Origin of the sequence: Chitinophaga costaii, from assembly GCF_900094705.1 — a bacterium.
Lineage (GTDB): Bacteria > Bacteroidota > Bacteroidia > Chitinophagales > Chitinophagaceae > Chitinophaga > Chitinophaga costaii.
This window is the reverse complement of the sequence record NZ_FMAR01000006.1, coordinates 117,396-131,351: the sequence shown is the minus strand read 5'-3', so window position 1 is coordinate 131,351 and position 13,956 is coordinate 117,396. Positions and strand designations below refer to the sequence as shown.

The window sequence follows — 13,956 nt, the reverse complement described above, 5'->3', positions numbered from 1 at the left end:
GCGATCGTATCGTCCGGGTAAAGAAAAGGCAGCGTAAGATATATTTTTAAGCGTAAAAATTACGCTACAAATTTATTTTCACCACCGCTGCATAGAGCATATCGTCTATTCCGGCCAGGCGCACGCCTATGCGGGCAAATATGTAAGATTGCGAAACATACTGGTCGGGTGGTACTTTCAGGGTCAGCGTAATCTGTTGCAGCCCTGTAATATTGGCTCCGCTCAAGGTGGTAGCTACTTTATTGTTTTGCGCATCCAGCAGGTCGAGGGTGCTTTCGTATAGTGATACTTCACTTATGGCTTTTGCCAACGCAGGATCTTTCACGATGGAGTCCAGACGGAAAGTAGCTGTGATCACCGAATCGGCCAGTGAATAATTATCATCGCGGATCATGAAGTAAGGCAACACTTCGATGTTCATTGTATTACTGCCTGTAATGGTAATGGTGCTGGTATCGCCATAATGCCCGCTAGCCGGCAAATAAGGCCCCTGTCCTACTGGCAGGTCCATTTTATAGGTGCCGCTGAACAACAGGGCGGAAAAATTGCCATCCTGATTTATGTTTACGTTAATAGGAGTGAGCTTGCCAAATCCCGTCTGCCACAATTCGAAATATACCTGTTGGCTGGCCACACCGATAGGTTCGCCCTGGTAGGTGATGCGGCCATTGAAGGTAACATTGGGTGCATCATAGTTATCTTTTTTACAGGCTGCGATTGTAAGTAACAACAACAGGCCGGCTATATATTTTTTCATACCGGGAAAATTTACTGGTTAGGGTTTTTAATAATCTTTGGATTATTGTTAATAATATCCTGCGCGATCGCGGAATAATAGTTGCCCAACTGGAAGCGGTGCGCTTCTGTTACATTGCTGGGCAATACGATCTTGAACAGCCATTTGCCATCAGTGGCACCTCCGGGGTTCAGCACCTTGTAGGGCCATAATGCCCATACCATGGTGTTAATGCGTGTGGCCTTATCCAGGTTGCTCACTACATCGGCAGCCGTCATGCGCAGGCCATTCCAGGCTATATCCGCAATGCGCCAGCGTTTCATGTCGTAAAATTCATGGCCTTCAAATGCCAGTTCTACCTTACGTTCATGCACAATGCGATCAAAGGTGATTTGTGCGGGCAGCAAATCGGTAGTAAAGCCCGCGCGGCGGCGTACCTGGTTTAGGTAACCAGCAGCCGTGGCTGCATCACCCAGTTCAAAAGCAGCTTCTGCGGCATTAAGGAGTACTTCTGCATACCGGAAACGTATCCACCATACTTCGCTTTGCGTGCCAATGCGGCCAGAGCCTATGGAAGGGTCCATATACTTGCGTATCAGGAAACCCGTTTGTGTACCCAGTTCTTTGTTATCGATGGGGCCATCCACGCCTACTACCTGGTGAGGTTTGCCATCTTCCGCCAGGGTAATGATCTGCCCGAAGTCGGCGCCGCTATATACTTTTCCAGCAGGCGTTTGCAGGCCGGCAAAAATATCTGTGGTAAATCCTTTGAATGAGGCACCGGGGATGATCACGGTACCTTGCAGGCGTGCATCCCTGTCAGCAAAAAGGTCCATAGGATTATCATACAGTTTGGGCGATCCATCGCTATTCGTAATGGCGGGCGGGGCAAACGTGTTGTCGAGTTTTTCAAAAATGGCCACCAGGTTCAGCGACGGGTCTAGGCGGCTTCCCTGCTGCTCTTCTTGTGAGGTACGTGGGCTGTTGGCCAATGTCCATCCTTCTACCTTACCACTTTTGAGTTTGTAGTCTTTGGCAAAAATGGTTTCCGGGCTGCTTTTATCGTAAAATACTGACGCAAAATTATCAGCGAGGTTGTCACTTTTCTTGGTGTAGAGTGCGTACACGTTCATGGCGATCAGTTCCTGGGCGGCTTTCAACGCCTTGGTGTAATACGCGGTGGCCATCGATGCGGGAATGCCAGTTTCACCGCCGGGCAGCAGGGTGGCGGGTTTAGTACTACCATATTTCGCAATAGATGCAGCATACAGCGCGGCACGGCTCTCCATGGCTAACACGGCACCCTTACTGGCGCGCGACTTATCATCGGCATTGGCCGGCAGGGAATCTTTGATGCCTTCCAGTTCGTTGAGCACGAAGTCGTATACTTCAGATTCTTTATTGCGTGGATGTTGTAAATAACTTGGGTCGCCACTATAATCGTAGGTCAGCACATTGGTAATAATGGGCACACCACCTACTCTTTTAACTTCTTCAAAATAGGCTGCTGCACGCAGGAAGCGGGCTTCTGCCATATACCGGGTACGGTCGGCAGCGGGGATGGCCAGTGCAGAGGAATCATTAGCGATAAACTGATTCAGGTCGCGGATGTAAGTGTAGTCCCAATACGTGCTAAAATGGTCATGGCTGGTTATCTGGCCGGGATAATTGTAGTCCAGGTTCTGCCACTTATGACGGCCATACTGTCCTGCTTCGGAGGCAAAGGCTTCATCGAACTGGGCGAACTCACTCCAGTTTTCCAGCGAAGGAGATACGGTGCTATTGCCATTGGTATTGTAATCGGGGTATCGGTCGTACAGGTCGGCCAACACGGAAAGTATGAGGTCTGAATGCTGCCATACCTGGTCTTCTTCCAGGATATTGGAAGGAGGCCTTTGCAGGAAGTCGGCGTCGCTTTTACAGGCCTGCCACAACACGGTGCCGGCCAGCAGCATATATGCTAATTTTTTCATTGTCTTGTCTGTTTTTAAAAGGAAAGATTAACGCCTACATTCACGAATTTGCTCTGCGGATACGTAAGTCCGTTGTCGTCATATATTTCGGCATCTACGCCATACTGGTGCGTATTGTCGATGGAAAACAGGTTATAAGCATTTACGTATATTCGTGCCCGTGATATCCTGGAACGCTCCAGGAGTGGCTTGCTCAGTGAATAGCCAAGCTCCAGCGTACGGCAGCGGAGGTACTTCACGTTTACCAACCAAAAAGTGGAGTTTTTGTTATAGTTGCTATTGCCGCCATCGTTGAAGCGCATGGCGGGATATTTACCGGCAATCCATTTACTGTTAGGATTAAATGGATCTTCGCGATGCCAGTGATCATCGTAAAAGATTTTCTGTAGGGCGCCCCCGTTCTGGAATGGCCAGCGCATTTCATAATTCCGGTTAAAGGAGTACATGGCTCCTCCGGAGAAATTGGCCACCAGGTCAAATCCTTTGTAGGCAAAAGACAAGTTAATCCCAAAATTCATGATGGGCGTTTTGCCAGTACCGTAGCCAATAGGGCGTGTATCCTGGTTATCGATCACCCCATCTTTGTTGATGTCTTTATATTTGATATCGCCGGGCAGCATGGTCTTGTTATTTTGCCCGTCATTATTGATGGTATAATTATTAATCTCATCCTGCGACTGGAATTGACCAATGGCTTCGTATCCCCAGAAAAGATTGCTGTTGCGCTGCTCGCCAGATGAAAAATAATGATCTAAAGAGCTGCCGAATTTAGGCTTGTAAGAATCGAGGAATTTTTGCCGGGCATAAGAGAAGTTGCCGCCTATGGAATAGGTAAAGCCGTTTTTGGTATCACGAAAACTTAAGGCTACTTCACCGCCTCTTACCTGGTCGCTGCTTACATTTTCGTCGGGCAGGCTGTACCCCAATTCACTCGGCACCAGCACATCGTATTTGGCACCGCGTAAGCCGGTACGCTTCCGGTTAAAGTAATCTATGGTACCGCTTAGCTTATCATTGAGCAGGGAAAAATCGGCACCCAGGTCCAGTATTTTACTGGTAAACCATGACAGGCGTGTAATAGGTACACCCGTATTGCGTGCTCCTTTCACCGTTTGCCCGCCAAGTATCACTGAAGACAGGTAGGTATCCGTGGTGTAAGCACTTTGCGGCAAAAATCCATAGTAATAGCCGGGAAGGTAAGCGTAGTCGCGCAGGCCAATATCATCGTCACCCAACGTACCATAGGAAGCCCTTATTTTTAATTCGCTCATCGCTTTTGCATTCACATGGTTATTAAAGAAAGGTTCCTGTGAAATGCGCCACCCACCCGATACAGAGGGGAAAGTACCCCAACGTTTGGAGGGGTCAAATTTATAGGAGGCGTCGCGGCGGGCGCTGGCTTCGAAGTAATATTTGTTGTCGTAGTTATACGTAACGCGGCCTACATACCCAATACGGTTTTCGTAAGCATCCACATCGGTATAGGTGTCCATATCCGAGAAGAAAATGAGGGGCAGTTCATTATTCGTCGGCACGGCATGCGTGTAGTTAGAAATATGATGGCGTTCTATCCTTTCATTGAGTGCCGTAGCCCCTAGCGTATGTTTACCGAAAGTACGGTTGTAGTTAAGTTGCACCTGCGTTACCGGTGAAATAACGTATTCATTAGTCCTTTCCCGCCAGGGATTAGAACTTCCCCCGCTAATGTTGTACTGTTGCGTTGTTGGATCGTAGGTGTACACATTATACGTGTATTCGTGTCCGTTCAATATCTGGTTGGCGTAATAATAGGAGAACATGCCGCGCAGGAATAGGCCTTTGAGGGGCGTTTCGTAATCGCCGGTTACGTTGGCTTGCAATACGCGCCAGTCGCTGTGCCAGTAGCCCGAAAGTTTTTTGGTTTGCAGCGCCCAGTTTTCGGTATTGTGGTTAATGTTGTTCGGATAGTTGGGATTATCGTTTGCATATGGCCTTTCCATAGGCGTATTGCGCAGGATGGCGAAACGGGCTTCCCAATAATCATCTGTACCCGGAACGCCGGGCTGGTCACGGGTTTCCAGGCGCCCATTCAGCTGCATGCCCAATTTCAGGCGTTTATTCACTTTCGCATCGATGTTGCTTTGGAAGTTGGCCCGATCAAAGGTGAACTCGCGGCCCAGCACGGAATATTGTTTCAGGTAGGTACCTGAAACATAATAATTGATCTTATCCGACCCTCCAGACGTGTTCAGGTTGGCACTATACAGGGGCGCATTGGGTTTCACGATAAACTTGTACCAGTCAAAACTTTTGTATCCGGCATCGGTACCTTTTTTCCACTTAGCCAGTTCGTCCGGTGTCATCGTAGTTACGCCCGTGGTATTCACATCTGCTTCTACCTTAGCTTCCTGCCATTCATAAGCGTTGGTTACCTTGGGGAAGCGGGTCCAGTTTTGCCAACCTGTGTAGGCATCTACATTAAAGCGGTTAGGAGCGCCGAGTTTTCCTTTTTTGGTAGTCACCACTACCACTCCGTTTGCTGCGCGCACGCCGTAAATAGCGGCGGAGGCGTCTTTTAGCACCGTAATACTTTCGATGTCGTTGGGGGAAATGTTGTTGAATTGTCCGGCATCCTGCTGTATACCATCTATCACGTACAGGGGGTTGCCCATGTTGCGGATATTGATATCTGCGCTGGCACCGGGGCGGCCATCCGACATGCGAAAGGTAACCCCCGGTATCTTCCCGGCCAGGGCGGTGCTTACTGTGGCCCCGCCATGTGCGTTCTCAATATCTTTGGCACTGATGGCCGCGATGGCGCCGGTAAGGGAGCTTTTCTTTTGTTGGCCATACCCTACTACCACCACATCGTTCAATGAATTGGCGGAAGCCGCCAGGCTCACATTCAGGGTAGTGCGGCCTTCCAGCGCGATCTCCTGGTTGGTATAGCCTACGTAGGAAAATACAAGGGTGGCATTACCATCGGCCACATTTAGTTGGAAGTGGCCGTTGGCATCGGTGGTGGTGCCATTGCTACTGCCTTTTACCTTCACGGTAACACCGGGCAGACCGGTTCCTTTTTCGTCTACCACGTGGCCAGATACCGTGATGGTCGTTACTTTAGTGGCCCCTGAACCGGCCGCACGACTCAGCACGATCTGCCGCCCCGACACCTCGTAGGTGAGCTGCAAAGGTGCTAGCAGGGAATCGAGCAAAGCGCCTAGTTGCTGGTCATCGGCTGAAACAGATATACGCCGGTCCGATTGTATGATGGTGGAGCTGTAAAGGAATTTCACATTGGCAAGTTTGCCAAGGGCCGTTAATACCTGGTTTACGGTTTCCTGCCTGGCCTGGAAGGTGATCTTTTTGTCGAGCACCTCCTGGGCTTTGCCAGTGGTGGCAAAGGCTATTTGGGTAAAGATGGTGAGCAATATTAGCTGGTAAATGCTTATTCGCATAATTATGCGTATTAAATCAGGAACAGGTAATCGTTTTTTCATAAATTGGAATCAATCAAGGTTTGAAATGAACAATAACCTCCCTGCACCCATGCAAGCGTGCTTGGGTGTGGTGTTAATGTTTTTGGAAAACATGCCGGTGGTACTGCCATACCACCGGTTTTTTTTTGGGTTTAAATTTTTATGGAGGGGGTTTTTGCATAACGAGATTTTTAAATGAGGTGCTGGCCGAGGCCTTCTATCAGTTGTCTTAAATCATCTTTACTGCTTCATTTGTTACATGATTTCAATTGAATTTTTACTTCGTTGCCGGTGATCTCGTACGGGGCCTGTATAGCTTTGCAGATTAGGCGAATTTTTTCAGGAAGAGGTTCATCACTCAGGAAGGCGGTAAGCCGGCAATGCGATAGTTTCGTTTTATCATAATGGATGGTAATGCCGTAGGCTGCTTCCAGAGCATCAAATACTTGGGGTAAAGCGGCATCTTCAAAGGTAAGTGGTATCTGCACCGCAGCCATTAATGAACTATCTACCGCTGCGGGGGCAGATTGCAGGCTGTCAGTGTGGGCGCTGGCAAGATATAATTGCCCTTTGCTCAAGCCCGCCTGCTGCCGGGCATTTACTACCAGGCCATTTTCGGTATGATGTGTAAAAAGTAATACCTTTCCCGACTTCACCTGAACCTGTACGTCGGGCAGATCGGTAGCCGCCGATACGCAAAAGCTGGTGCCCAATACCTTAATGGCTAACGTATTCGCATATACGATAAATGGTTGAACAGCCCGCTTGTTTACCTCAAAAAAGGCGGCGCCGGAGAGGTATACTTCCCGCATGTTGCGGTGGTTAAAATCGTCTGCAAAACTTAACCGGCTGCCAGGCGACAGTACCGCGTTACTACCATCCGGCAGGGGCACCCAAAGTGGCTTGTGGGTATCGTTAACTGCTTCAGTGCGGTGACTATTTTGCAATCCTGCCCGGCGTAGCAGCATGGCGTAATTGTCTGATTTAACGGAAGCATGCCACAGGAGTGGCACTACGATCAGGCCTAATAGTACAGCCGCGGCCGCGCCATACCAACCAATGCGACCATAGGTGCGGGTAGGTGCCGGCGCTTCCGGTAGCGCGGCGGTAGACCATGTATGTTTAATCGCTGGCAAAGCTGCGGCGCTTGCTTCCTGGGTGCTTTCTTTAATATTCGCCCACATAGCCAGGCGATCCTGCTCGCCGGGATAGTGCAGGGGCTGGCTGGCAGCCGCCAGGATAATTGCAGTGGCTTGTTCCACAGTGTCCCGCTGGCAAGGATGAGCCCGGAGAAAGGCTTCCCACCGTGTGTGCTGCTCACCATATTTTACCCAGGCCATAAAGTCAGGGTCGGCCAGGAATGCATTTAAGTCGTACTTGGAATAATGATCCTCCATGCAATGAAAAGTATCTTTAAATGTATAAAGTACGCTTCACCTGGGTTTAACTCGGTTTGGAGCTTATTTTTTTGAAAAAAGTAATGCCACCACTGCCCCGCTGTTATATTTATCTTTTTATTTACCCTACGCCATGACGCTGCTTGCCTCCATATTATGATAAAACACGTGCTTTTATGCATGCCAACCCATTACAGCATACCCTGCACATGCTGAAGGCCATGAAAAATTGAGCATAAAAAACCGCGCAAGCCCTTGGCCGGCGCGGTGCCTGGTATAAGTATGTTTGCCCCCTGTATTCAGGAAAGTTGCCGCAATTTTAATACGGCACGTTGCAATAAATTACGGACGGATTGCTCATTGATTTCCAGCATGCCGGCAATTTCGGCCCAGGAAAAATCATCATAAAAGCGCAGGCGAATCACCTCCTGCTGCCGGAAGGGCAAGCGCTCAATGGCCCGTTGCAGCCGTTGTAGTTGCTGAATGGATTCCTCCACCTGTATCATTACATGTTCGGCTGATTCTGTGACACATTCATCCGCTACCCACATTGTCATACGGCTGCCAAAGGCCTTGTTGCGGCTTAAGCGGCGTCGCAGGCAACAAAAAAGGTAGTATTTGATCGCAGTAGTATTAGATAAATGGGTACGGGTACGCCATAGATCGGCAAATACATCCTGAATGGCGTCCTGCACCTGCGCAGCGTCGTGTACAAAATGAAACCCGTAATTATATAACTCATTTACAAAGCGCTCGTAAATTTCGCTTAACGCGCGTGCATCGCTTTGCTTAAATGCCAGCCATAGACTAGCCTCCTGCATCGTGGCGTAATTCATAACTACATAACGTGGATAAACGGTGAATGTGCCATCAGTGCGGATGGATATAAATTATCCGCAACCGTGTTTTATCCAAGATAATTAAAAGTCAGGATTCATTAAGTAATAATTTTTACCCGGGTTTAGTTATAAGCTACCCTAAGGTGAAGCAGGTTACCCTAGCTTAGAGGCCCTCATGCGTACGAATAATTGCAGGGTTTGGCATTACGCTAGCCAGGAAATTGGCTTAAAGGGCAGTACTACAACCGGTCACGAAGAAGATGGTAATTTAATGGTATGGTATGCTTGATGAATAAAACCCTGACGGCCTGCGAGGCTAGCCGGCAGTTACTGCACACTGTAAGGTTCACACTCCTTTCACACCAGCCTTGTTTTCAGGAACAGGTAATTCGCATCCATACCGAACCATGCAACTACATATATTGCCCAATTTGTAAAGGCCGTATTACGCAAACAAGACAGGCTTGTGCAGGTATGACCCGATAGAATTAAAAAAAATCAAAAGCACTATATTTTTCAACTACAGGTTAAGCTGATCGAACTTGTCATAAAAATATTAATTTAGTTGCTGTAAAATACATACCATGGCGCATTTCCGGCAGTTTGCATTTAAGCAGTTCGGTTATTTTGATTTCTATCATAATCTTCCAAATCAATTAGCGCAGCAGGATTATAAAAGCTTTGTAAAAATAGTATTCCTGAAAGCAGGTGGTCATGTGGTGGTGGATTTCCAGGAATACCAGTTGGAACAGGACGCACTGTTTTTTATTAATGCCGGTCAATATTATCGTTTCGATACTTCCTGCATTGGTACCTTGCTATACTACAACCGCGATTTCTATTGCGTGGAAATACATGATAAAGAAGTGGCTTGCGATGGTATTCTCTTTCACAATGTGTATGAAATACCTGTCATTTTCATGGAGCCGGCCACCTCGGATATAATGCAGGGCATACTGCGCGAAATTAAAATAGAGTTAGCGCAGGAAGATAGCGGCCTGGAAGAAATGTTGCGCATTTTGTTGAAACAACTCATTATCCGCGCTACGCGTATCTGGAAACATACACACCAGGTGGATAACGAAGACATCCGGCAGGAAGTAGAATTTTCCCGCACCTTCAGCCAGCTGGTGGAATGGCATTACACCCGCTTCCACACGGTAGCCGAATATGCCGAACTGCTGCACATTACGCCCAAAGCATTAAATAAACGCATTACGCGCTACAGTCAGACCACTCCCAACGAGGTTATTAAAAGCCGGATCATGCTGGAAGCCAAACGGCTGTTGGCACATACCCCACTCAGCGTAAAAGAGATCGGTTATAAACTGGGATACGACGATTCATCTTATTTTATCCGGCTGTTTACCAAGCAGGCTGGAGCTTCCCCTCAATTTTTCCGTCAGCAATATCAGCAGGCCTGATGGGGTCAGGGAAAAAAGTCCTGTTCGTTTCTACAACCGTGCATTGAGTCAACCGCTATGGCATAATACCTTTGTGATGTTCAATTCAGGATAACACCTAAAAAATATCATAAAATGAAAAAGTCATCACTTTTAAAAGTAACTGTTGTAGGGTTAGGACTCGTACTAAGCATGCGGGCACATGCACAAGTAATAGATCCTGCAGTCGATCCCCAGCTTGAAAGCCATGTTAAATCTTTTCTCAACGTATTGAATGCCGGCACTGGCAAGCCTATGGAACAATTATCACCCAAAGACGCGCGTGCCGTGCTTACCGGTGCTCAGCAATCTGTTAAGGTGGATCTTTCCGGCATTACGGTGACCGAAAAAACCATCAATGCCGATGGCCAGTCTGTGAAGATTCATATTGTAAAGCCCGCCAATGCCAATGGCACGTTACCGGTATTTATGTTCTTCCATGGCGGCGGATGGGTGCTGGGAGATTTTCCCACCCACGAGCGCATAGTACGCGATCTGGTGGTGCATTCCGGTGCGGCAGCAGTGTTTGTAGATTATACACCTTCTCCGGAAGCACATTATCCGGTAGCCATTAACCAGGCTTATGCAGCTACAAAATGGGTAGCCGCACATGGAAGTGAAATTGGGGTAGACGGCAAGCGACTGGCAGTGGCGGGTAATAGTGTAGGAGGTAATATGGCCGCAGTGGTAGCACTGATGGCAAAAGACAAACAGGGACCTGCCATTAAATTGCAGGTGCTGTTTTGGCCGGTTACAGATGCCAATTTTGACGATGCATCTTACACAAGCTTTGCCACTGGCCGTTTCCTGACCCGCAATATGATGATCTGGTTTTGGGATAATTATACAACGGATGCAAATGAACGTAATCAGGTATATGCTTCCCCGCTCAGGGCTACTACCGAACAATTGAAAGGCCTTCCTCGCGCCCTGGTGCAAACCGCTGAAAACGACGTACTACGCGATGAAGGAGAAGCTTATGCCCGCAAACTGGATGAAGCAGGCGTAAAAGTTACAGCTACGCGTTACAATGGTATGATTCACGACTGGGGCTTGCTGAACCCATTGGCCACTGTACCTGGCTCCCAGAGCGCTTTGCTGCAGGCAGCCGCCGAATTGAAAGTAGCATTAAAATAAATAACTTTCTTTTATAGCAAAGCCGTTCCAGTTAAATCCGGAACGGCTTTCTGCCTGCCATGAATATAGGCCAGCAGCATATGGAAAAGCACAATAAAAAATTGTTTACAGACTAAACCGTTTTCAGCCATGTTTCCAGCACCTGTACAGTATCTTCAAAGAAAGTACGGTACGTATTTTCTGTTACGTAACCAATGTGCGGCGTGGCCAATACATTGGGCAGGGTTCGAAAGGGATGATCTGCGGGTAATGGCTCCTGGTCGAATACATCCAGTGCGGCACCTGCAATTTTTTGTTGGGTAAGCAGGGTTATCAGCGCCGTTTCATCCACCAGCGGCCCCCGGGATGTATTGATGAAATAAGCGGTGGGTTTCATCCATTGTAAGTCTGCAGCACCAATAATGCCCCTGGAGCGCTCACTTAATACAAGGTGTATGCTAATAAAGTCTGATACGCGAAACAGTTCTTCCTTGCTCACCAGCATGGCCCCTTCTGCGCTGGCTCTATCTTCGGTCAGGTGCTGGCTCCAGGCCACCACTTGCATGCCGAATGCTTTGGCATAGCGGGTAATATCTTTGCCAATGTTGCCCAGCCCTACCACACCCAATGTTTTTCCGTATAGATCGGTACCCACAGTTTGCTGCCATCCTCCGTTGTGTATTGATGCAGCTTCGCCGGTTACCTGTTTAGACAAGGCCATTAGCAAAGCCCAGGTGAGTTCTGGCGCAGCGTGGCGGTTGTAACCAGTAAATTTTATGGCTATGCCTCGCTCTTCCGCAGCAGCCGTATCGATAGCAGCGTTGCGTGAGCCGGTGGATACGATCAATTTTAAATGGGGAAGCTGGGCCAGGATGCGGCCGGGCAGCGGCGTACGTTCCCGCATAATGCAAAGCGCGGTAAAAGGCTGTAGTCGTTGTACCAAGGCGCTTTCCTCAAAAATATGATCATGGAAAACAGTCACCCCGGCATGTGCCTGTACGGAACTCCAGTCGGCAAAAGAAAGGGCCACATTTTGATAATCATCTAAAACAGCAATCTGTGGAACAGTTTTCATGTGGGTTGGCTTATCGTTAAAATTACAAACATTTAAGCAAACTGGTAGATGTAGGCTGTTTTGCAGTGCAGGAATAAAATATTGGTGATAATATTAAGGGACCGGGAATGCTCTGCGTCAGGGTATAGGCCAGGTAATCTTAAAACGGCGGTGAATAAATGTCTTTGAGTCCACTGCTCATGTGGCTGTATTGAATGCATAAAACTACAACATAACGGCAGCCTACTCTTGGGCAAAAATGCTTCATGTGGTCATAAGGGCCTGTTTTTATAAAAATGTATAGCGTGGCTCATTTGAAATATCCCATAAAGTCTTGGCAAAAAAAACAAACAGCGCCATGGGAAAGCGCTGTCTGTTTATAAACCCTGCTGCCTATGAGGAAGTATCTATTGATTAATGCCGAAATATTCCCAACCAGATGCTGAATCACGATTGCAGGTCATGTCCTGCGTACCGTTTTCTGAGGAGATAAATTTCCCATTGTTGCCCCGGAAAGCTACCTGGCCAAGGGAATTACCAACCCAATCAAATTTTTCCCAACCCTGGATAGTAGTCCGGTTGCAATTAATTGCCTCCGTTCCGTTTTCGCTGGATACATACAAGCCATTGCTGCCGCGCAGCGCAATTTTGCCACCACCGGCATCTACAATGGTAAATTGCTCCCAACCTTGCGCCAGGTTTGCGTTACAGATCATGGGGGCTGTGCCGTTTTTGCTGCTCACATATTTGCCGTTAAAACCTTTGAGGGTGATAGTCTGGCCAATGGGTGCAGCGTTGCCGGAGATCACCACATCGTGGATGGCCGAAACCAGGGAGTGGGTGCCGGTGCCTTCGTCGCCACTCAGTTCCCAGGCCATGATACCGCCACCTTCCTGCATAGCCAACGCGGTCTTGGATTTGATGGTAGGAATGCCATTATAACCGTAGGTCTGAAACACGTCTGAATCCGGGCTGGCACCCAGGGCCAGCAGTTCATTGTAATTTTTGGTGGCATAGTCATATCGGTTATCCCGTGCGTAGAAAGGCACTCCCAGGATGGCTTTGGCAGCAGGAACACCGCGGTCTAGCCAGTAGTCCATGCAGCGGGTTGCAATGGCATAGGTGGAGTGCTGGAAATTATTGTCGTCATACGCCATGATTTGTAGATAGTCTACCACGCTGAAAATACCATCCAGGATAGACGTGCCGCCATCGCCAATTACCGCAATGGTACATAGTTTACCCTCGTTATGCATGGCAGTGGAAAGGGAAGTCATCAAGGTCAGGAAATTAATGGCCTCTGTGCCGGTACTGGGATATTCCCAATCAATGTCTACCCCATCCAGGTTGTACTGGCTGGCAAAAGACACCATATTGTTTACAAAGGTGGTGCGCAGGGAGGAGCTGGCCACGATGTTGTGAAACGCATCACCACCACCACCACCGCCTACGGAGATCAGTACTTTTACTCCATTGGCATGTGCTGAAGTTACCAGGCTACTGAGTTTGGCCGCATCTTCCACCGCCTCGTAACCACCGCTGGTAGTGGGAATGAGGAAGGCATAGTTAATGTGTGTGAGCTTGGAAAACTGAATGGCACTTACAGACCCAGCCCAGGTAGGCAAATAACCAATTACCTTGAAATTTGCCGCAGATACAGCTCTTGGGGTTGTGCGGATGCTGCTTTGAGGGGATTGAAGGTTCTTCTTGCAGGAAGAGAACGTACAGGTAAAACACAGGTAAATGAACAAAAATACAGGCGTGATTTTTTTCATGCTGGTGAATTGAATGGTTTAAAAATATAAATGGATCGATCGTAATGAAATAAGGAAAATCCTGCGCGCACTTTTCCATCCTGACCACCGGTGGCGGTCAGCTAAAAGTAAATACAACACACTACCGCAACGGTCAGTGACCATTGGACGGAGTAAACGCGTTAAA

At 48.2% G+C, this 13,956-nt stretch carries 9 protein-coding genes; 2 read left to right on the top strand and 7 right to left on the bottom strand.

Going from position 1 to position 13,956, the window contains the following annotated elements; translation table 11 throughout:
* Positions 1 to 64 precede the first annotated feature (64 nt).
* The 5 genes from GA0116948_RS10755 to GA0116948_RS10735 form a co-directional block, all read right to left on the bottom strand.
* On the bottom strand, positions 65 to 757 hold the full coding sequence (locus GA0116948_RS10755) for a DUF3823 domain-containing protein (RefSeq protein ID WP_089711975.1): 693 nt from the start codon (positions 755 to 757) through the stop codon (positions 65 to 67).
* 11 nt (positions 758 to 768) lie between these two features.
* Positions 769 to 2,709: a RagB/SusD family nutrient uptake outer membrane protein gene (locus GA0116948_RS10750; protein ID WP_089711973.1), complete on the bottom strand. Its 1,941-nt coding sequence runs from the start codon at positions 2,707 to 2,709 to the stop codon at positions 769 to 771.
* Between the two features lie 14 nt (positions 2,710 to 2,723).
* The gene (locus GA0116948_RS10745) at positions 2,724 to 6,146 is read right to left on the bottom strand and encodes a TonB-dependent receptor (RefSeq protein ID WP_089711971.1); all 3,423 of its coding nucleotides are present in this window, start codon (positions 6,144 to 6,146) and stop codon (positions 2,724 to 2,726) included.
* A 269-nt stretch (positions 6,147 to 6,415) separates the two neighbouring features.
* Positions 6,416 to 7,564, bottom strand: a complete 1,149-nt coding sequence (locus GA0116948_RS10740; RefSeq protein ID WP_089711969.1) for a FecR family protein — start codon at positions 7,562 to 7,564, stop codon at positions 6,416 to 6,418.
* 299 nt (positions 7,565 to 7,863) lie between these two features.
* A complete protein-coding gene (locus GA0116948_RS10735; protein ID WP_089711967.1) occupies positions 7,864 to 8,400 on the bottom strand; it encodes an RNA polymerase sigma factor in 537 nt (178 codons plus the stop codon).
* A gap of 587 nt (positions 8,401 to 8,987) precedes the next feature.
* On the opposite strand from GA0116948_RS10735, the gene GA0116948_RS10730 reads away from it, so the two are divergent.
* Together GA0116948_RS10730 and GA0116948_RS10725 are read left to right on the top strand one after the other, a co-directional pair.
* On the top strand, positions 8,988 to 9,827 hold the full coding sequence (locus GA0116948_RS10730; RefSeq protein ID WP_089711965.1) for a helix-turn-helix domain-containing protein: 840 nt from the start codon (positions 8,988 to 8,990) through the stop codon (positions 9,825 to 9,827).
* Positions 9,828 to 9,941: 114 nt separating this feature from the next.
* Positions 9,942 to 10,982 carry an alpha/beta hydrolase gene (locus GA0116948_RS10725; RefSeq protein WP_089711963.1) on the top strand — a complete coding sequence of 347 codons (1,041 nt, stop codon included), beginning with the start codon at positions 9,942 to 9,944 and terminating at the stop codon, positions 10,980 to 10,982.
* A 112-nt stretch (positions 10,983 to 11,094) separates the two neighbouring features.
* Here the strand turns inward: GA0116948_RS10725 and GA0116948_RS10720 are convergent, their stop codons facing one another.
* Positions 11,095 to 12,036 carry a D-2-hydroxyacid dehydrogenase family protein gene (locus tag GA0116948_RS10720; protein WP_089711961.1) on the bottom strand — a complete coding sequence of 314 codons (942 nt, stop codon included), beginning with the start codon at positions 12,034 to 12,036 and terminating at the stop codon, positions 11,095 to 11,097.
* Positions 12,037 to 12,422: 386 nt separating this feature from the next.
* Positions 12,423 to 13,790: a glycosyl hydrolase family 18 protein gene (locus GA0116948_RS10715; RefSeq protein WP_089711959.1), complete on the bottom strand. Its 1,368-nt coding sequence runs from the start codon at positions 13,788 to 13,790 to the stop codon at positions 12,423 to 12,425.
* Between the last annotated feature and the right edge of the window lie 166 nt (positions 13,791 to 13,956).